Source organism: Bacillus sp. RC251, from assembly GCF_044908765.1.
GTDB classification, from domain to species: domain Bacteria; phylum Bacillota; class Bacilli; order Bacillales; family Bacillaceae_G; genus Bacillus_A; species Bacillus_A wiedmannii.
On the sequence record NZ_JBIYDP010000012.1, the window covers coordinates 86,179 to 104,528 of the forward strand.

Sequence of the window (18,350 nt, forward strand, 5' to 3'; positions counted from 1 at the left end):
CCCGTTTTTTATTATCGTTTATCTATTCGAGTCGTTAAACTATCACCAATCCACTGAATGAAAAATACAACTAGTAATACACAAATTGTCGCAACGATTGTTACATCGTTATTTCCTCGCTGGAATCCTTCTAAATAAGCAAGTGTTCCAAGGCCACCAGCACCAACAACTCCCGCCATCGCTGTATAGCCTACTAAAGCAATTGTCGTAACAGTAATACCAGATACTAATGCTGGTAACGATTCTGGAATTAACACTTTCAAAATAATTGTGCTTGTTTTTGCTCCCATTGCTTTCGAAGCTTCAATTACACCTTTATCAATTTCACGAAGCGCAATTTCAACCATTCTCGCGTAAAATGGTGCCGCTCCAATAATTAAAGCTGGAAGTGCTGCACTCGCTCCAAGAATTGTTCCAAGCAGAATCTTTGTGAATGGGATTAATAAAATGATTAAAATGATGAACGGTATCGAGCGGAAAATGTTTACGAACGCTCCAATCCCCGTGTTAACCGCTTTGTTTTCCCATAAATTATCTTTCGCTGTCATAAAGAGTAACAATCCTAAAATTAGTCCTAATACAAATGTGGCAAGAGCTGCGATTGCCGTCATATATAACGTTTCACCAGTTGCTTCTAACATTTGATTCCAATCAACATTTGCGATTAACTTATCCATGTGCAATCACCTCCAGCTCTACTTGATCTTGATGTATTCCCTCTATTGCTTGCTGAATCGCTGTTTCCTCACCATTTAAATGAACAACTAAACTACCGTAAGAGCCGTTATTTGTTTGGGCGATGTTTCCTTGCAAAATGCTAACTTCTATATCACTGCGTTGCATTAATCTTTGAAGTACTGGTCTTTCTACAGCTTCACCGATAAACTGCAAACGAACTACTTTACCATCTGGATACTTTTCAATTAAACTTTCAATCGTTTCATTTGTATCTTCAGAATCCGTTAACTGCTGTACAAATCGCTTTGTAATGTCTTTCTGCGGATTGCGGAATACATCAAGTACTGGACCCGTTTCTACAATCTTCCCTTTCTCCATTACCGCCACTCGATTACAAATCTTTCGAATCACGTGCATCTCGTGTGTAATGAGTACAATTGTTAAACCGAGACGCTTATTAATATCTAATAATAAATCTAAAATTTGATCTGTCGTTTCTGGATCAAGAGCTGACGTTGCTTCATCACATAAAAGCACTTGCGGGTTGTTAGCTAACGCTCTTGCAATCCCAACACGTTGCTTTTGTCCTCCGCTTAACTGAGATGGATACGCGTCCCCTCTTCCTTCTAATCCAACAAGATGAATTAACTCGTCGACGCGTTTTCTTCTCTTCGCCTTATCGACACCTGCAATTTCAAGTGGGAACTCGATATTTTCGCGTACAGTTCGTGACCAAAGTAAATTGAAGTGCTGAAAAATCATTCCAATTTCTTGCCTTGCCTTACGAAGTTCACTCCCTGTAATTGCTGAAATCACACGATTTGCAATTGTAATTTGGCCAGAAGTTGGTTTCTCTAACTGATTGAATAATCTGATTAAAGAACTTTTCCCAGCGCCACTATATCCGATAACACCAAATATTTCACCTTTGTCTATTTTTAAATTGGCATTATCTACAGCAGTGACATCACCGCTTTTTGCTTTATATATTTTCTTTACATTTTCTAACAAGATCATGATGTTCACCCCTTTTTTTGTTTAAAAAGCGTAAGCGGCTCGTTTAGAACAAGAGGACGCCCGAATCCCTGACGTAGAGGCGCTTTTTGCCTCATAGGAAGGGATGAAACGACCGACTGTTCTAGCCGCTGAAGCTAGATTTTTGGTCGACTCCGCAATTTTTTATGTTTAATGCGTGTAGTCCACCGTTATCACTACTTTTATTATTTGAATGTCCTCCACATTCAAACAATAAAAAAACCTTTCCGCTTTAGAGAAGCAGAAAGGTTTATATGCGTATATAACAACATTATCCCTCTCTCTCATCTCTCAAAGCATTTGCTTTGCAGGAATTGGCACCATTTCAACATAAGTTGACGGTTGCCGGGCTTCACAGGGCACAGTCCCTCCACCTCTCTTGATAAGAGAAATCAGATTACATTTTCGTCTGATTTGTAATTTATGAAATTGTCTATATTTTATGAATTGAATTGTATCAATATCCACACACCATGTCAACAGAAATTTTCATAAAAAATGAAACTTCAGAATTTTAAGCACCTACTGACATCGGTTTACATATATGGAACATCGATTCAACTAATAGCATCGTTCGATACGTTCCCGAATATTGTACACGTCCATCGTTCATTAGTGTTTGCAATCGTACATTTCCGTTCACCAATTGTTTTACATCTTCCTCATCTACACAAACGATTTGCTCCGTTCCTCTTTCCTCATGTAGCAGCTCTATATAATCTCTTGAAATTTGTAACGAACAACTTTCATCTCCAAAGCGGAAATTAACAGTTTTTTCTCCTTGTCTTAAAAGCGGCTCTAAATGATATTGACCATTAGCGTAATTTACAAATGATTGCAGCAAAGAATATAATTTCACCCTAAATCACATCCTTCATATCACTTTCTATTACACATACCATTCCCTCTCACTAAAGAGCAATCCTGTTACTTTCGCTCGACAAATACTGTAACCACCCTGCATCTCGACATATTTCCCGAGAAATATGTCGAGGCGGCAAAAACTTTGCCGCCTACTTTAATTCCGTATATAAATATTCAACCGAATGAAATGCATATATCTTCTTCATGAGTGTCCCATTTTCAAAAACAAGTAAACACGGTACACTTTCGATTCCATACTCTTTCGCTAAATGCGGAGCATAATTTAAATCTAACATTCCAATTTTCAAGTCTTCAATTGTCATCTCAACAACTGTTAACATCTTTTTTGCTAATTGGCATGTTCCACACATTGGAGTATATACATATAACACTGTTTTTTCTTCGTTCTCTATTAGGGCTGTAGCTTCGGCTCCTGTCCAATCAATCACTTCTATCATTCCTTACCGTAAATATTCTGTATAAACGTCAATGTCAGCTCCCCATAATACATTTGCTAAGTGTGAAGATGGCGCAGTTGCCACTTCTCGGTACGAGCGATCAATGTAAATATGCTCTGCTTGCGGAAATTCTTTTCGAAATTGCTTCCTTAACTTTTCTCCAGCATCATCAGCATCCACTAGTACATACACTTCCTTATCAAAAAACTGATCAATGAGCTCATCCATTTTCGATAAACCAATTGTACCATTTGTACAAACAATTTCCACCGGTTCACGAATAATAGATTCAATCTTTCTTCTATCTGATTTACCTTCTACAATAATGACTTTTTCTACATAAATCATATGTCATCACCCGATCACCATATACTATACAACCTTTAACTTAGTATATAGTATATTCGTTATTTTCATGTTGTTTCCTGTTTATTTTTGCAAAAGAAAAGCAGAAGCGGCTTGCTTAGAACAAGAGGGCATTGGAGCTTCTGACGTAAAGGCGCTTTTTGCCTTGCAGGAAGCAGCGAAGCCACCGAGCAATCTAGCCGCTGGAGCTGGATCACAAAGAAAAGCGCAAGCGGCTCGTTCAGATTGTGAGGGGGATGGAGCTTCTGACGTAAAGGCGCTTTTTGCCTTGTAGGAAGAAGCGAAGCCACCGAACAATCTAGCCGCTGGAGCTGAACAATAAAAAATTAAACGAAATCGTTTTTTCAAAAACACTCTCCTACACGATAATTAGTATATGATTCTACGTTCATTATTTTACACAAAATAAAAAAGGACAGCACAAAGGCTGTCCTTTAGTCGACTATAATTAGTCTTGGTTTGTCATTTCTGCATATTTTTCTGCAGTTAATAACTTCTCAACTTGGCTTGCATCAGAAAGTTCAACTTTAACCATCCATGCACCCTCGTATGGAGATTCGTTAACAAGTTCTGGTTGGTCACTTAATTCTTCGTTTACTGCTACAACTTTACCACTTACAGGTGCGTATAACTCAGAAACTGTTTTAACAGATTCTACGCTTCCGAATGGCTCGTCAGCTTCGATTGTTGCACCTACTTCAGGAAGTTCAACGAATACGATATCGCCTAGCTCACCTTGTGCAAAGTGAGTAATACCGATAACAACTTCATTACCTTCAGTTTTTACCCATTCGTGTTCTTCAGAGTAACGTAAATTATTTGGAATGCTCATGACTGTACCTCCAGTGAATGTATTAATTATGTAAAAATACCTTATTGGTACTTTTTCCACACACTTTCAAACTGCTCTTCGTTAAAACCAAGTGTTACATTCGTTCCATTTGTTACGATTGGACGTTTAATCAACATGCCATCAGATGCTAAAAGTTCGTACATTTCGTCTTCACTTGCATCCTTTAACTTATCTTTCAGACCAAGTTCGCGGTAACGCATTCCACTTGTATTAAAGAATTTTTTTAATGGTAATTCACTTTTTTCATGTAAATTACGTAAATCTTCTTTTGACGGTGGATTTTCAACAATATGAATCATCTCATATGCTACATCGTTTGCCTCAAACCATTTCTTTGCTTTTTGACATGTGCCACACTTTGGATATGAATAAAATGTTACTGTCATAAATTCACCTACTTTTTTACTAACCTTTACCTTTATCATATAGAAAACGTTTTATTATTTCAAACGATTATTCGCTAAACTTTTACTTATTTCGTGATAAATTTTAATAATCCTGCGAATTTTCCTTATTTTCCCGCCATTTGTTAAGAAAAAAATAAATATATAATTTTTTTAGATTTTTCTCTCATTCTGTACCGAACGTATATATTAAACAAGCGTTTGATTAATTTCTTATTTTTCGTTGTTAACCTTTGAACTGCATTGATCCTTTCTTACCGAACATACATCTTAAACAAACGTTTGATTAATTTCCTATTTCCCTTTGTTCACCCTTGAGCTGCATCGATTTCTTCCTACCGAACATACATCTTAAACAAACGTTTATTTAACCATTTCAGCCTATAGTCACAAAACCTGGAAACAATCTAAATGACAAAAGCTTACAGATAAAAGGAACTAACGATTTTGACCGTAGTAGTGAGCCCGCAAGAAAGTTATTAAACCTATCATCAATAAAGCCAAAGTAACTGCTCCTGAGAATATGAAATTCAAATTACTGACTGAAATATAAAAAGAAGTACCCTTGATTAGAGACAGAGGTAATTCTTTTTTTATCATGAATCTAAAGGTAAACGTATCCTTTATTAAAGTAGAAATGTATACTTTTCTACTTTTTCGTAGTTTATTCAAAATCTTTGCGGAACCGCCACTAGCTCATTTACATAATTATCGTTAGGTGAAGTTAATTATATTTTTCTACGCACTAAATAAAAAGCTAAGGAACCCATAATAATAGGTGCAACTAAACTAGAAGAATATGCACTAGTAATAGTAAAAAGAGAGAGTATAAATATATAGATAAGAGCTAGTCCAATAAATACAGGAATTCCAAATCGAAACTTCCTACATTGTTTTATGTTCCTGTATAACATTTCTCCAATTAGGCAAGCTATAAGATCTAATATGCTACCAAATATAATGAGAATTACCATGAATCCTAATATGTTAGGTAAATCATTCTCGTAAGAATAACTAGGATCAGAAATATACGGTATCAAGAACCATATGATAATAAAAGTAAGCAGGCTTGCAGCATAACTAATTAAAAATTTCCCCAACGTAATCATCCTCATAATTTTCTAATATTATCTTCATTGTATGACATAATGTCCTATTATTAATAGCAAGACTACCATCCACGAAATTGCTAATTGCATGAAATAAAAAAGACGCATTTAAATTGATGCGTCTTTTGGCGATGTTTCTTTTGTGAAATCATATAAAGCAATCGCGCCTAAAATAACCAATATACCTTCAGGAGCATCCAATAAAACAGTTCTCCAAGTTTCTGATATTACCCATTTAATACCTGCTGCTGATTCAAGATATACTTGAAAATAACCAATTGTAAAATCAATTCCCCATAAACATACAAGTAATGTTAGACCAAACCGAATTAATTTCTTGTTTTTAAACATGTAACACCTCTCAAAATTCATTGGATATTTCTGTTTTCAGTTCTTTATATACAAAAATCCCTATATTTAATTTTAACATGCAAAATATCCAAATAAATACAATATGCACATTTGCATATTTCATGAATATTTAGGAATTACTGTTAATAAAAACCCCCTACTAGTGTAGGAGAAAATAGCTTTAGCAATCCCAACAAGTAATCGCATAAACAACGAAATCATTTGAACCACTATATAGACAATCCCAGCCCTTGAAATAAGGGGAAATCCCTGTTCCTGGCTACCTACCATAATGAATAGCCCGCCGCATAACGCTACAGCGGACGTGATAGAACCAACAGGTAAGAAATTACTGCAAAGAAAAAGCCATGTATACACATGACTTTCATAGCATAATCACTTCTATATTCAATAGAAATTAAAGTGAATTAAATTTCTTTACTTTTAAAGGAATAGATATTACATATAAATCTATAGCATAAGTAATAATCAAAATCCTTTTTCCTTCATCAGCAAATTTTGCTTGCAGAAACTTTTCTGAAACTTTCCTTTTTCCCCATCTCTTTGGAAGATATCCGAATCCTAAGAACATAATAATAGCCCGATACTCATTAACTTAACTACTTTTCTTTTTTCCATGATATTTCAAATTCTCCACCATGTTCTTCTGTTATAATTTTAACTTTATATGTATCATCTTTAGACACTTTAATATTATTTTTATTGTTTCCACTAGTAACTTCCAATATTGTATTATCATTTGAATCTAAAACATAAGCCTTTATGGTTCCTTGTTTAGTTTTATCAGTAAAAGAAAAGATCCAATTCTCCCCTTTTTTAACTTTCCTATCTTGAGTTGCATATCCAGTAAATTTCCTATAGTCCCCAGATATACTACCAGATACGCTATCTGAAGAACCATGAACCTTACCACCAACAATCGTTCCCTCTCTTGTAAAACAACCACTAAGAACCACCAAACATAGAACAAATAATAATGTGTTTTTAATAGTTTTCAACATCATTCCCCCTTATCCTCACAATAAATATCCTCTTATTTACATTTTTTCTTTCATAAAGAAAAATGGACCTATGACCCAGTAAATAACATGATGAATGTTGACAATCCCCTTGTTAGAGTATCATATAAAAAATAAAAAGGAGTAATAAGCAATGAATATTAAAATAGTGGATATATCAGACAAATTATTAGATGGATATAAAGTTTTAGTTCAAGTAGATAGCAATCAATTTATCGCTGAGTGGGATGGCGATAAGCCAGAAAAACACGAAGACTATAATGTAGAAATACATATAGATAATGAATTTATATGGAATACAAATATAACCTTTTCAGATAAAAATGCAAATGCAATAATTCAGAATAGTAAAGGCTTTAAAGTAATTGCTAAGCTAGATTATAACAGTGAGGATAGCTTAGCAACACTAAATATCTACGATAGTATAATACTAATTAATGTAGAAGGAATCGAGCAAGATATAGCAAATGAATGGGTAGAAATGCAGTGCACTTCAATTAAGATATTTAATACTAATTTTTAACAGAAACCTATTACATAACTATGGCATAGTCGTTATGATGTAGTGAGATATAGAAAGAGTAAACGAGTATATAAATAAACATGTTTATATGCATATGAATATCCTACTGCAATTCCTGCTCAAGCAGACGCCACTAACCATACCGTAGCCACTCATAACCGCAAGTTCAATCTCAACAGGAACGATTATTGGCCATAATAAAGCTAAAACTGCTTGCATACCTGCCCACAAACCAATACCAATCGCAAAGGGAGATGTGGAACTAACATTATCACCCCTTGATAAAACGAACTAATACTGGATGCACTTCATTAAAACTTTATAATAAAATCCGCAATAGCTGATATAAAATTATAAATCGGTATCATTACATCTCGCATACGTTGTAAAGCTTGCTTGAACTTCTCAATCATATTTTTATCTGTGCTTCTGCATAAAAAATAAGAAGCCTCTTATACAGGCTCCTTCATCATCTATTCAAATAATCTGCGATGGTTTGAAATACGACAATATACATATTACGAATACTTTCTTCTGTATTTCCGCCATTAGACAAACCGACTGCCCATTGTTGTCCTTCACCACTTCCGATATTTGCAAAGCCTTGCGTATACATAGCATTTACATCTTTTCGTGCACTGTTATACTCTATCCCCTTTGTAATAAACGTTGAATATGATTTATCTTGCAAACCGATAAAAAATACTGGTTTCTTTAGCGATGAAAATACATTTTTATACTGCTCTGTTGAGGCTTCTTGAAAGTGATCTTTCATTATTAAAAAACCATCCACTTCCTTAGACTTCTTTTCCAGTTCCTCTAACTTTATTTCCTCAAACTTTATATTCCTAAACGTATCTTTCGGCTTTTCTCCAATAACTCCAATTACGAGTGCTCTTCCGTTATATTCTAATTTCTCTCCTTCTTTATCCTTTGCACACCCAGCACTCACTAGGCATATCAATATAAAAAATAAGAAATACGATAAACGCTTCATATAGCACCCTCCCCTTCTTTTCAGTCAAGTGACAAAAACGTAAGGTGAATTCAAGAAAATGTAAGTAAAATCGATAGCTCAAATGACGTTTCTATATTATAATCAATTGAATTTACTTACATTACTAAACATAGGAGATTATCATGAAGAAATTTAAACTTTCATCTTTTCTTCCGTTAAGTTATATACTTCTACTCGTACTCGTAAGTCCCCTTTACGATGTATTAAATAAATCGGCTGTTCACGCAGTAGATGTCACAACTGTAGTAGATGATTGGATTCCATTTGTGAAAGCATTTATTATTCCTTATTTACTTTGGTTTCCTTACTTATACGGCGCACTTATTTATTATTGCTTTGCGGATCGAAAACAATATTATGTCACTTTAAGTAGTATAATTCTTGGAAAACTTGCTTGTTTTTCTATTTATTATTTTTGGCAAACAACTGTACCACGTCCAACAGTCGTTGGATCCGACGTATTTTCCGAACTAGTCCGCTATATTTATAGTATCGACCAACCGGTAAACTGTTTCCCTAGCATTCACGTTCTTACTACCTTTGTGATTATGCTAGCTGCCTTTAAACGTAGAGAACAACATGCTTTTGAATATTATATTCTTACCTTCTTCGGTACGCTTATTATTTTATCAACGCTATTTACGAAGCAACACGCATTTGTAGACGCCATTTCTGGAATGACGCTTGCAAGCATACTTTACTTCGGCGTTCAGCTTTTATTAGCAAAAGAAACTGTACGTGTTCCAGTAAAGCAAAATTACAAAATGTAAAAAGCAGACTGTGGCTTCCAGTCTGCTTTTCTCTATATAAAAGGAGATTTTCAATTTAAGATTGCGGTACAGTCATATCACCAGAGTGAATACGACCTGCTTTTTTAAGAGCAATGTAAAGTATATAAGAAACAGCTACTGGAATGATGATATAAGTGATGACCATCGCCGGGACAACTTCCCATCCTTCGCTAGAAATTAAATTAATTGGTGCGATAAGAGAACTTAATCCAAGACCTGCAATTTCTTTTCCTGCTTCTAGTTGAAAAATTAATGCGGATACTGGACCAACTATAGCACTGGCGACGACAGTTGGGACGAGAATCATTGGATTTTTAGTGATATTTGGCAACTGCACTTTCGGAGTACAAAGCGCTTGAGCTAATATGCCGCCTAAATTATTTTCTTTCGCTGAGATTACAGAGAATCCGATAAACTGAGCAACGCAGCCTGCAAGAGCAGCACCACCTGCAACACCGTCTAAGCTAAGTGCGATCGCTAACGCAGCTGATGAAGCGGGAGAGATAAGTAATAGTCCCCAAACGACTGCAATGACGATAGAAGCGATGAACGGGCTACCAGCTGAGCTATCTTTAATGAATGCTCCAACTGTATTTAACACAGGAGTAATATTATGAGACAACCAAATACCAACTAAACCAGAACCTAATATTGCCGCAAATGGAACGAGCATCATATCTAACGCAGTTTTTCCACTTAAACGTTTACCAATATATACAGCTAAAGTCGCTGTTAATAATGCACCGATTGGCTCACCTGTTTTAATAATTAGACCTGCTTCAGTAATTGAAATGGATCCGGCACCAATCGCTCCAGCTACCATAGCCGAGAAGATTACAAGACCATTTGCACCGAGCATAAAGGCAATTCCGGCACCAATGGCTGGTGCCATAAGTGATTTTGCAACAACTCCGATTGTAATCAGCAATGGAATATCAACAATTCTTCCTATATTTTCGATTAGTAAACCAATTCCAAGGGATACGAAAATACCTTGTGCGATTCCAGCAGATGCTTTAAATACACGAGACATTATATATTCCTTCATTTGTTTCACCTTCTCCTATAAGTTAGTAACCAATTGTTTTCATATAATCACGTAAAATATCGTTTGATTTTGCGAATCGAGATTCTTCATCCTCTGTTAAATTGAGTTCTACAATTTCTCTTATACCGTCTCTAGTAATAATAGCTGGTACTCCTGTACAAATATCATATTCACCGTACTCACCATCTAAAATGGCTGATACAGCAATGACACGGTGATCATCATTAAAGATTGAGCTTGCAATATATGCTAGAGAATTTCCGATTCCGTAATAAGTAGTTCCTTTACGTTTATAAATTTCCCAGCCAGCTTTTGCAGTCTTCTCAACAATCTCATCTAAATCTATTTCACCAAATTTGTCTTTTTTCTCTTCTAAAATTTGCAGAATTGGCTTTCCACCAACAGTTACGTGAGACCAAGCAACCATTTGAGAATCACCATGTTCTCCTAATGAATACCCATGAATACTACGAGGATCTACATGTAACATTTCAGATAAAATTGTTCTTAAGCGAGAAGAATCTAGTGATGTACCAGTACCGATTACGCGATTTCTAGGTAATCCAGATAATTTCCACACCTCATATGTAATAATATCAACTGGGTTCGATGCAAGTAAGAAAATACCATCAAATCCACTTTCCATTACACCACTAACAACACTTTCCATAATCTTCGCACTCGCTCCTAAAGTATCTAAGCGACTTTGCCCTGGTTTTGGTGCTGGCCCTGCTGTAATAATAACAATGTCCATATCTTTGCATTCTTCATAGCTTCCTGCATATACTTTTGTTCTTGTATTTGTAAAGTTAATGCAATGTGATAAATCCATTGCTTCCCCAACTGCACGTTCATGATTTATATCAATTAATAATAGCTCTTCGCAAATTCCTTGATTTACAATGGAATACGCACAACTTGATCCAACTAATCCAGTACCGATAATTGCAATTTTTCTTGTATTTCTTTTCATAGCAATCTCTCCTAATTGATCATATAATCTATTTCTTTTGTTCTTTACACTCCTCATTATATAGATTCCCACGATATAAACCATGGATACTTTGTGAAATGTTGAGCAAACCTTTGTCCTTTTTGTGAATTGTTATATTCCATTTTCGTCATATTTGTTACAACTGGAAAAATATTTATTATATATTTATTGACATATATAAAGTGAAGCATTAATCAGTGGGGTTTTACCGCCCAGTAAATAGCGGGACAAAACAAAAAACGAGCGACTTCATTCGCTCGTTTTTTCATCCCATTATTCCGCACTTAATTGACCTTTTAATTGCTGTACAATCATTGGGTTAGCAGGTGCTGCCGGTTTGTAATAACTCTTTTGCTTTGCGTACTCATACATATTACGTTGGCGCATTTCATCTTGATTACGAATTTGAATTAACGTTTGGTGTAACTGTTCATTATCAGACTGAGCAATATAATTTGCATAGCTTGTTAAACTTGCATTTAATCCTGCTAAATAATCATTTACCATATCTTTTTCATTCATCTTTCTCTTCCTCCTATCCTAGGAAAGTCATTAATTGCTGTTTCGTATTTCGTGCATCTTGTGCATCTTTTTGTAGCATTTGTTTCAGTTGTGGATCCGTACACGTCTGTGCATACTGCTCCAACTTGTTAATAATTGTTGCGTGTCCACCAATTAAATGACGTAAGTTTTCTACTTCAAGCTCTGTTAAATTTTGCATAGAATACTCCTACCTTTCTTTATTCGTTCACTGTTAGTATTTAGCTATTTTTTGATTGTATACATAAATTAACTTTTTCACGTGCATACAAAATAAAAGATGAATAGCTAAGCCATTCATCTTTTATACTAGTTATGTATTCATTTTTATAGAGATACGATCATACTTATACTCACAAGTAAGTTCCATACAATGTGTAAAATAATACTAGGTATAATAGATTGCGTCTTTTTGTATAACATTGCAAATACCATTCCCATAATCGTTGCCGTAATTAGAAGACCTCCATGAAGAATTCCAAAAATGAAGGAAGAAATAATGATACCAACTAAAAAATTATATTTCTTTTCTAAAAATCGATATAAAATACCTCGAAATAGAATTTCTTCTTTAATCGGTGTAATGATAGCAACACTTAACACATATATAATACTTTGTATGCTATTTTGAAGCCCTAAACTCCCTAATTGTTTCTTTTGTTCTGCTGCACTTTCAAAACTAAACACATGTAACATTAAATATTGTGATAACGCAATGACAATAAAACCAATTAATAGATATAAATATGTCTTCCCATTCTTCAAAACGGATAAATCCCAAATATATTTAATAAAATGAAGAACTGGTTTATAAGCTAATAAAACGATGGCAACAACAGCTGCATCAAATAAGAGTAAATAATATCCTTCTAAATTGGTACTTAATACTTCTTCTCCATAAATCTCAAAGGCTAAACCAAGGAATAATCCTCCTAGGAGTGAAATCCCTATAATCATTGCTATCGTTACAAATAGATTTTTATATGTTATATTCTCTATTTTTCTTTCCACACTATACGCTTCTAACACTGTTTTACTCACAGTATCCCTCCAGTTATTCTCATTTATCTTAATAAAACCCTTTAATTGAAATATAAAGATAATATAACAAAATTTCCAAAAAGAATAATATGCAATTTTACATATTATGAAAACTTTATATTTTATAGTTTTAGGAATAGGATTGCTATGCAATAATTATTATATGAAATTTCAAAAAACACTTCCTATCCACCATAACCCTCGCATCATATAAAATTTATTAGTTAAAGGAGCAATAAACATGAAAACACATGACTTCCTTACAGAAATCCAGAAGGGCTCTGAGCCTAGCCCATATCAAGATCCTATTGCATTTATTTTCGTTTTCCTTTCCGTAGCCATATACACATTTTTCAAACCTGCAAAATAATATCATTTAATGAGAAAAAAACTACCATTCTTTTGGAATCATATGCACTAAAAAACCTTAGAATCGCTTCTAAGGTTTTTAGTTGCCTCGCTTCTTATTTAATTTCTCATTACATGTAATCCTTTAATAAACGTTTCCAATAATACATGTAAACTTGTATCTAAATCTATTGGCAAACCAAATCCACCCTGCTGTTCAATCGACGCAAATCCATGACAAATACTTCTGAATCCGCGTGTCGCATGAAGTGCATTCTCTCCTTCTAATCCGTACTGTTGTAAAACCTGAAGACAAAGCTTTACAATTTCGTCACCTGCTTTTCTTACTTCTTCATCTCGTAAAAAGGTTGCTTCATACAGCCCAGGATGTTTTCGGACAAATGCTACATATGCTTCTCCTAATGCATGAATTGCTTCATCCATATGTTTATCCTCAGCCGCTTCTTCCAGTTTGTTATGCAGCTGTTTTATTCCGTAAATACCGAGATTTTTCCGTACATCTTGTAACCCTTTCACATGATTGTATAGCGAAGGTGAACGTATCCCTAACCTTTGCGCTAATGAAGCTAACGTTACTTCTTGTATTCCATTTGTATCTGCAATTTCTGCCGCTGTTTCTACAATTTTCGGTAATGTAAGTCCGATTCTCGGTGACATAAATTAACCCTCTTTCCTACTTTCTATATTCCGCTTCGCTTCCTTAATAGCAAGCTCTATGACAGCCCCTGGATCCTTTATCATTTTCCCATGTCCTGCCGCAAGCAAGGAAGGCTCATATTCGCTTAACTTCTCTGCACTTTGTAATGATATTTCTTTGCTCCACGTTGCCATCGCAGGAAACGGAAACCAAAATTTCATTTGTCCCGAAACAGCTATACCTCCTCTTGTTTGGAAGGCATCCCCGACAATAAGAGCTTTATTTCGTACATCAAGAAGCGACATGGACCCTGGCGTATGTCCCGGTGTCATAATCGCAAGAAGCGATCCAACTCGGTCGCCATCTTCCAATAAAACATCAGGTACCGTTTTTACCTTTTTAGGTACACCGCCTTTTATCGGTATATTCGGTTCATCCTTTTGTAACGTCGTATCTCCTTCTAAAAGCTTTGCGTCCCGTTTAGAAATATAGACTGGAACATGCGGAAGTACTTCCTTTAATGCGTCTAATGCACCGATGTGATCATCATGCGCATGTGTTAATACAATCTTAGTAATTGGTTTTCCTATTTTCTCAGCCGCCTGTAAAATCCCTTTTGCGCTATATGGCAAAGCCGCATCAATTAAAGTTAAACCATCTTCTTCCTCGACAAAGTAACAATTCACAGGAAACACTCTTGGCAAAAATGACAATTGATATACCGTTTTTTCATGTATCACTCTCATATTTCCAGCTCCCTTTTCACGAAAACTAATACCGTTAGTTTCATTATACTAATGGCATTAGTTTTATGTCACTAAAAATTTCTTTTTTTCAAAAAAAAAAAGAACAGTAGCCGTATAAACGACTACTGTTCTTTAAAGATATTAAACTGTGTAACGCTCATCTTCTAAAATTTTCGCAGCGATTTCACGTTTCTTCGGAATTACGTTAAGTGGTGTGTGGCGAGTTAATTTACGTAATGATGATAACATCATGCGCAGCATGTCGCCGTTTTCAACTGCAATAAGTGTTTCTTTCGCATCTGCTTCGATTTCGTTGAATGCTTCTTGGCAGAATACTTCAGTGTATAACACTTTTTGTTTATTCTTTTCAAGACCAGTTGCTTTAATTGCTTTTTCTGTACGAAGAACAGCTGACTCCATTGCGTATAGGTTGCTTACGATGTCAGCGATATTCACAAGAATTTCTTGCTCTTTATCTAATGCTTTACCGTATTTTTGAGCTGCTAATCCAGCTACCATTAAACCAATTTTCTTCGCGTTAGTTACTAAATATTTTTGAAGTGCTAATGGCTCATCGCCTACTTCTTCTGGCATCATCATCATTAACTCTTCTTGTAATTTTTGTGCTTTTTGAAGAAGTGGTAATTCACCTTTCATCGCTTTACGTAAGAACGTACCTGGTACGATTAGGCGGTTAATTTCGTTCGTTCCTTCGAAAATACGGTTGATACGAGAATCGCGGTACATTCTTTCAATCTCGTACTCTGCCATAAATCCGTAACCACCGTGAATTTGAACACCTTCATCTACTGTATAATCTAGTACTTCAGAACCGAATACTTTGTTTAAAGAGCACTCGATTGCATATTCAGCGATAGAAGCTGCTACTGCTTTACCGTCCTTTACTTCTTCTTCAGATAATGTGCTCATGCGGCTTTCGAATAAACCTACTGTACGGTATACAGAGCTTTCAGCTGCATATGTTTTCGCTGCCATATTCGCAAGTTTCTCTTGAATTAATGGGAAGCGAGCGATTGGTTGTTTGAACTGTTGACGTTGGTTTGCATATTGTGCTGAAATTTCTACTGCACGTTTTGCAGATCCAACTGTACCAACACCTAATTTATAACGACCGATATTTAAAATGTTGAATGCGATAATATGACCTTTACCGATTTCACCAAGTAAGTTTTCTTTCGGTACTAATGCATCTTCTAAAATTAACGTACGCGTTGAAGAACATTTAATACCCATTTTCTTTTCTTCTGGGCTTGTAGATACGCCAGCATATTCTTTCTCTACGATAAATGCTGAGAAGTGCTCTCCATCAATTTTTGCGTATACGATAAATACGTCAGCGAATGCAGAGTTTGTAATCCATTGTTTTTCACCATTTAATACGTAATGTGTACCTTCTGCATTTAAACGTGCAGTTGTTTTTGCACCTAATGCATCAGAACCTGAACCTGGCTCTGTTAATGCGTATGCAGCCAATTTTTCACCAGTTGCAAGTAATGGTAAATACTTTTTCTTTTGCTCTTCGTTACCGAATAACACGATTGGTAATGATCCGATACCTACGTGAGCACCGTGAGTAATTGCAAAACCACCAGCGCGCGAGAATTTCTCTGCGATTAACGCTGAGCTTACTTTATCAAGGCCAATTCCGCCGTACTCTTCTGGTACGTCAGCGCCTAATAAACCAAGTTCCCCAGCTTCTTTTAAAAGACGAACAGAACGATCAAACTCGTGTTGCTCTAAATATTCAAGCTCTGGAAGAACTTCATTTACGATAAAGTCCTCTGTCGTTTTTGCAATCATTTTATGCTCAGATGAAAAATCCTCTGGCGTAAACACTTGATCAATCGTAATCTCATCAACTAAAAAGCTACCGCCTTTAACCGCATTTCCTACTGTTTTTTCCATAAAAATTTCCTCCTTCATATTTTCATGAGCCGCTCCTTTCTTTTTGAAAGAAGCTGGCTCTCAATTTTATTTTTTATAAACCTTTGCTGCTTCCATTCTTTGCTTTAGTGTCCTCTCGTTCTGAGCAAGCCACTTCCACTTTTTTTAATCTAGTTCCAGCGGCTAGAATGTTCGGTGGCTTCGCTTCTTCCTGCGAGGCAAAGAGCGCCTCTACGTCTGAAGCTCCATCCCCCTCACATTCTGAGCGAGCCGCTTCCACTTTTTTTCATAATCCAGTTCCAGTGGCTAGAACAATCGGTCGTTTCATCCCTTCCTGTGAGGCAAAAAGCGCCTCTTCGTCAGGGCTTCCAACGCCCTCTCGTTCTAAGCAAGCCACTTCCACTTTTTATAGTAATTCAAACACTCCTGCTGCTCCCATTCCGCCGCCGATACACATTGTTACGATACCGAATTGTTGGTTGCGGCGTTTCATTTCGTGAATAAGAGATAGTGTTAGTTTTGCTCCTGTACAGCCAAGTGGATGTCCAAGTGCGATTGCACCGCCGTTTACGTTTACTTTTTCTTCATCTAAACCAAGCTCACGAATAACTTGGATTGATTGAGAAGCGAATGCTTCATTTAGTTCGAATAGGCCGATATCAGATAGCTCTAAACCAGCTAATTTTAACGCCTTTGGAATTGCAGCGATTGGACCAATTCCCATTACTTCTGGTGGTACGCCAGCTACTGCAAATGAACGGAATTTCGCAAGTGGTTTCATGCCATCACTCACTGCTTTTTCACGATCCATTAATAGTACAGCTGCTGCACCGTCACTCATTTGTGAAGAGTTACCAGCTGTTACAGAACCACGAACGTTAAATGCTGGACGTAATTTACCTAAAATGTCTAGCGACGTTTCTGCTCTTACACCTTCGTCTTGCGCGAAAATGATTGTTTCTTCTTGCAGTTTATTGTTTGATCCAACAGTACGTAACGTTACATCTACAGATACTGTTTCATCAGCAAAGTTCCCTACAGCTAATGCTTTCGCAGCACGTTGATGACTTCTTACTGCAAATGCATCTTGTTCTTCACGAGAAATTCCATATTTCACAGCAACTTGCTCTGCTGTATGTCCCATACCCATATAATATTCTGGAGCTGCTTCAACAAGGCGACTATTTGGACGAACAACGTGTCCCATCATCGGAACTAAACTCATTGATTCCGCTCCGCCTGATAATACAGCTTCCGAGTGACCAAGCATAATACGCTCCGCTCCGTAAGCAATACTTTGTAACCCTGAAGAACAGTAACGGTTAATTGTAATAGCTGGAACATCGTAAGAAAGTCCTGCTAGTCCGCCGATATTACGAGCCATATTTAACCCTTGCTCTGCTTCTGGCATCGCACAACCGAAAATTAAATCATCGATTGGTCCTTCATAATTCGCACGCTTTAATGTTTCCTTTACTACTAACGCCCCTAGATCGTCAGGACGAACTGTTTTTAATGAACCCCTCTTTGCTTTTCCAATTGGTGTTCTTGCTCCCGCAACAATGACAGCTTCTCTCATG

The 18,350-nt window shown here is 36.1% G+C and carries 24 protein-coding genes, 1 pseudogene and 1 riboswitch; of the genes and pseudogenes, 3 read left to right on the forward strand and 22 right to left on the reverse strand.

All coding sequences use genetic code 11. From position 1 onward, the window contains the following. Nucleotides 1–11: 11 nt before the first annotated feature. The 5 genes from ABH961_RS25050 to ABH961_RS25070 form a co-directional block, all read right to left on the reverse strand. The gene (locus tag ABH961_RS25050; protein ID WP_000359328.1) at nt 12–677 is read right to left on the reverse strand and encodes a methionine ABC transporter permease; all 666 of its coding nucleotides are present in this window, start codon (nt 675–677) and stop codon (nt 12–14) included. After that, a complete protein-coding gene (locus ABH961_RS25055; RefSeq protein WP_000601756.1) occupies nt 670–1,695 on the reverse strand; it encodes a methionine ABC transporter ATP-binding protein in 1,026 nt (341 codons plus the stop codon). The genes ABH961_RS25050 and ABH961_RS25055 overlap by 8 nt, the downstream gene beginning before the upstream one ends. Before the next feature lie 299 nt (nt 1,696–1,994). Next, a riboswitch (SAM riboswitch) is annotated at nt 1,995–2,102 on the reverse strand. A gap of 125 nt (nt 2,103–2,227) precedes the next feature. Continuing rightward, entirely contained in the window at nt 2,228–2,572 is a 345-nt protein-coding gene (locus tag ABH961_RS25060; protein ID WP_048542324.1) for a hypothetical protein, read from the reverse strand. 154 nt (nt 2,573–2,726) lie between these two features. Then, the gene (locus ABH961_RS25065) at nt 2,727–3,035 is read right to left on the reverse strand and encodes a thioredoxin family protein (RefSeq protein ID WP_002008881.1); all 309 of its coding nucleotides are present in this window, start codon (nt 3,033–3,035) and stop codon (nt 2,727–2,729) included. Nucleotides 3,036–3,038: 3 nt separating this feature from the next. After that, a complete protein-coding gene (locus ABH961_RS25070) occupies nt 3,039–3,383 on the reverse strand; it encodes a toprim domain-containing protein (RefSeq protein WP_000640866.1) in 345 nt (114 codons plus the stop codon). Nucleotides 3,384–3,450: 67 nt separating this feature from the next. On the opposite strand from ABH961_RS25070, the gene ABH961_RS25075 reads away from it, so the two are divergent. Then, the gene (locus ABH961_RS25075; RefSeq protein ID WP_048542326.1) at nt 3,451–3,675 is read left to right on the forward strand and encodes a hypothetical protein; all 225 of its coding nucleotides are present in this window, start codon (nt 3,451–3,453) and stop codon (nt 3,673–3,675) included. Between the two features lie 174 nt (nt 3,676–3,849). Here the strand turns inward: ABH961_RS25075 and gcvH are convergent, their stop codons facing one another. The 6 genes and pseudogenes from gcvH to ABH961_RS25105 all read right to left on the reverse strand — a co-directional run bounded on the left by gcvH (nt 3,850) and on the right by ABH961_RS25105 (nt 7,140). Next, nucleotides 3,850–4,233, reverse strand: a complete 384-nt coding sequence (gcvH, locus tag ABH961_RS25080; RefSeq protein ID WP_000026896.1) for a glycine cleavage system protein GcvH — start codon at nt 4,231–4,233, stop codon at nt 3,850–3,852. 41 nt (nt 4,234–4,274) lie between these two features. Then, on the reverse strand, nt 4,275–4,640 hold the full coding sequence (locus ABH961_RS25085) for an arsenate reductase family protein (RefSeq protein ID WP_000218969.1): 366 nt from the start codon (nt 4,638–4,640) through the stop codon (nt 4,275–4,277). A 746-nt stretch (nt 4,641–5,386) separates the two neighbouring features. After that, nucleotides 5,387–5,773, reverse strand: a complete 387-nt coding sequence (locus ABH961_RS25090) for a hypothetical protein (RefSeq protein ID WP_170955594.1) — start codon at nt 5,771–5,773, stop codon at nt 5,387–5,389. Nucleotides 5,774–5,875: 102 nt separating this feature from the next. After that, nucleotides 5,876–6,139, reverse strand: a complete 264-nt coding sequence (locus ABH961_RS25095; protein WP_080345555.1) for a DUF3937 family protein — start codon at nt 6,137–6,139, stop codon at nt 5,876–5,878. 99 nt (nt 6,140–6,238) lie between these two features. Continuing rightward, nucleotides 6,239–6,448 (reverse strand): annotated as a pseudogene (locus tag ABH961_RS25100) (hypothetical protein); the annotation flags it as partial. Between the two features lie 290 nt (nt 6,449–6,738). Continuing rightward, on the reverse strand, nt 6,739–7,140 hold the full coding sequence (locus tag ABH961_RS25105; protein ID WP_000920744.1) for a hypothetical protein: 402 nt from the start codon (nt 7,138–7,140) through the stop codon (nt 6,739–6,741). 151 nt (nt 7,141–7,291) lie between these two features. On the opposite strand from ABH961_RS25105, the gene ABH961_RS25110 reads away from it, so the two are divergent. Then, nucleotides 7,292–7,681 carry a hypothetical protein gene (locus ABH961_RS25110; protein WP_098847361.1) on the forward strand — a complete coding sequence of 130 codons (390 nt, stop codon included), beginning with the start codon at nt 7,292–7,294 and terminating at the stop codon, nt 7,679–7,681. Nucleotides 7,682–8,150: 469 nt separating this feature from the next. Here ABH961_RS25110 and ABH961_RS25115 read toward each other — a convergent pair whose 3' ends face one another. Next, complete coding sequence (locus ABH961_RS25115; RefSeq protein WP_098847359.1) at nt 8,151–8,678, reverse strand: hypothetical protein; 528 nt, start codon at nt 8,676–8,678, stop codon at nt 8,151–8,153. A gap of 143 nt (nt 8,679–8,821) precedes the next feature. On the opposite strand from ABH961_RS25115, the gene ABH961_RS25120 reads away from it, so the two are divergent. Next, nucleotides 8,822–9,469 carry a phosphatase PAP2 family protein gene (locus ABH961_RS25120; protein WP_098078327.1) on the forward strand — a complete coding sequence of 216 codons (648 nt, stop codon included), beginning with the start codon at nt 8,822–8,824 and terminating at the stop codon, nt 9,467–9,469. 55 nt (nt 9,470–9,524) lie between these two features. On the opposite strand, the gene ABH961_RS25125 is transcribed toward ABH961_RS25120, so the two are convergent. The 10 genes from ABH961_RS25125 to ABH961_RS25170 all read right to left on the reverse strand — a co-directional run bounded on the left by ABH961_RS25125 (nt 9,525) and on the right by ABH961_RS25170 (nt 18,349). Beyond that, the gene (locus tag ABH961_RS25125) at nt 9,525–10,538 is read right to left on the reverse strand and encodes a PTS sugar transporter subunit IIC (protein ID WP_000666176.1); all 1,014 of its coding nucleotides are present in this window, start codon (nt 10,536–10,538) and stop codon (nt 9,525–9,527) included. Between the two features lie 22 nt (nt 10,539–10,560). Next, nucleotides 10,561–11,511, reverse strand: coding sequence for an L-lactate dehydrogenase (locus tag ABH961_RS25130; protein ID WP_446893922.1), 951 nt, complete (start codon nt 11,509–11,511; stop codon nt 10,561–10,563). A 294-nt stretch (nt 11,512–11,805) separates the two neighbouring features. Further along, a complete protein-coding gene (locus ABH961_RS25135; protein WP_001002985.1) occupies nt 11,806–12,054 on the reverse strand; it encodes a spore coat protein in 249 nt (82 codons plus the stop codon). A gap of 13 nt (nt 12,055–12,067) precedes the next feature. Next, nucleotides 12,068–12,253: a hypothetical protein gene (locus ABH961_RS25140; RefSeq protein ID WP_001180555.1), complete on the reverse strand. Its 186-nt coding sequence runs from the start codon at nt 12,251–12,253 to the stop codon at nt 12,068–12,070. Nucleotides 12,254–12,399: 146 nt separating this feature from the next. Then, complete coding sequence (locus ABH961_RS25145; protein WP_048542341.1) at nt 12,400–13,113, reverse strand: CPBP family intramembrane glutamic endopeptidase; 714 nt, start codon at nt 13,111–13,113, stop codon at nt 12,400–12,402. Between the two features lie 468 nt (nt 13,114–13,581). After that, on the reverse strand, nt 13,582–14,139 hold the full coding sequence (locus ABH961_RS25150; RefSeq protein ID WP_098078336.1) for a TetR/AcrR family transcriptional regulator: 558 nt from the start codon (nt 14,137–14,139) through the stop codon (nt 13,582–13,584). Nucleotides 14,140–14,142: 3 nt separating this feature from the next. Beyond that, entirely contained in the window at nt 14,143–14,865 is a 723-nt protein-coding gene (locus tag ABH961_RS25155) for an MBL fold metallo-hydrolase (protein ID WP_404520223.1), read from the reverse strand. Nucleotides 14,866–15,006: 141 nt separating this feature from the next. Next, nucleotides 15,007–16,791: an acyl-CoA dehydrogenase family protein gene (locus ABH961_RS25160; protein ID WP_098048602.1), complete on the reverse strand. Its 1,785-nt coding sequence runs from the start codon at nt 16,789–16,791 to the stop codon at nt 15,007–15,009. A gap of 73 nt (nt 16,792–16,864) precedes the next feature. After that, entirely contained in the window at nt 16,865–17,050 is a 186-nt protein-coding gene (locus tag ABH961_RS25165) for a hypothetical protein (RefSeq protein WP_404520225.1), read from the reverse strand. Nucleotides 17,051–17,176: 126 nt separating this feature from the next. After that, the gene (locus tag ABH961_RS25170; RefSeq protein WP_098078341.1) at nt 17,177–18,349 is read right to left on the reverse strand and encodes an acetyl-CoA C-acetyltransferase; all 1,173 of its coding nucleotides are present in this window, start codon (nt 18,347–18,349) and stop codon (nt 17,177–17,179) included. Between the last annotated feature and the right edge of the window lies 1 nt (nt 18,350).

Coding starts and splice junctions, on each gene's coding strand:
- ABH961_RS25090 (WP_170955594.1), bottom strand. CDS start 5,773: ATGAGGATGATTACGTTGGGGAAATTTTTAATTAGTTATGCTGCAAGC.
- ABH961_RS25150 (WP_098078336.1), bottom strand. CDS start 14,139: ATGTCACCGAGAATCGGACTTACATTACCGAAAATTGTAGAAACAGCG.
- ABH961_RS25070 (WP_000640866.1), bottom strand. CDS start 3,383: ATGATTTATGTAGAAAAAGTCATTATTGTAGAAGGTAAATCAGATAGA.
- ABH961_RS25115 (WP_098847359.1), bottom strand. CDS start 8,678: ATGAAGCGTTTATCGTATTTCTTATTTTTTATATTGATATGCCTAGTG.
- ABH961_RS25105 (WP_000920744.1), bottom strand. CDS start 7,140: ATGTTGAAAACTATTAAAAACACATTATTATTTGTTCTATGTTTGGTG.
- ABH961_RS25125 (WP_000666176.1), bottom strand. CDS start 10,538: ATGAAGGAATATATAATGTCTCGTGTATTTAAAGCATCTGCTGGAATC.
- ABH961_RS25075 (WP_048542326.1), top strand. CDS start 3,451: ATGTTGTTTCCTGTTTATTTTTGCAAAAGAAAAGCAGAAGCGGCTTGC.
- ABH961_RS25110 (WP_098847361.1), top strand. CDS start 7,292: ATGAATATTAAAATAGTGGATATATCAGACAAATTATTAGATGGATAT.
- ABH961_RS25135 (WP_001002985.1), bottom strand. CDS start 12,054: ATGAATGAAAAAGATATGGTAAATGATTATTTAGCAGGATTAAATGCA.
- ABH961_RS25140 (WP_001180555.1), bottom strand. CDS start 12,253: ATGCAAAATTTAACAGAGCTTGAAGTAGAAAACTTACGTCATTTAATT.
- ABH961_RS25130 (WP_446893922.1), bottom strand. CDS start 11,511: ATGAAAAGAAATACAAGAAAAATTGCAATTATCGGTACTGGATTAGTT.
- ABH961_RS25095 (WP_080345555.1), bottom strand. CDS start 6,139: ATGAATTTTGAGAGGTGTTACATGTTTAAAAACAAGAAATTAATTCGG.
- gcvH (WP_000026896.1), bottom strand. CDS start 4,233: ATGAGCATTCCAAATAATTTACGTTACTCTGAAGAACACGAATGGGTA.
- ABH961_RS25155 (WP_404520223.1), bottom strand. CDS start 14,865: ATGAGAGTGATACATGAAAAAACGGTATATCAATTGTCATTTTTGCCA.
- ABH961_RS25065 (WP_002008881.1), bottom strand. CDS start 3,035: ATGATAGAAGTGATTGATTGGACAGGAGCCGAAGCTACAGCCCTAATA.
- ABH961_RS25160 (WP_098048602.1), bottom strand. CDS start 16,791: ATGGAAAAAACAGTAGGAAATGCGGTTAAAGGCGGTAGCTTTTTAGTT.
- ABH961_RS25055 (WP_000601756.1), bottom strand. CDS start 1,695: ATGATCTTGTTAGAAAATGTAAAGAAAATATATAAAGCAAAAAGCGGT.
- ABH961_RS25170 (WP_098078341.1), bottom strand. CDS start 18,349: ATGAGAGAAGCTGTCATTGTTGCGGGAGCAAGAACACCAATTGGAAAA.
- ABH961_RS25120 (WP_098078327.1), top strand. CDS start 8,822: ATGAAGAAATTTAAACTTTCATCTTTTCTTCCGTTAAGTTATATACTT.
- ABH961_RS25085 (WP_000218969.1), bottom strand. CDS start 4,640: ATGACAGTAACATTTTATTCATATCCAAAGTGTGGCACATGTCAAAAA.
- ABH961_RS25050 (WP_000359328.1), bottom strand. CDS start 677: ATGGATAAGTTAATCGCAAATGTTGATTGGAATCAAATGTTAGAAGCA.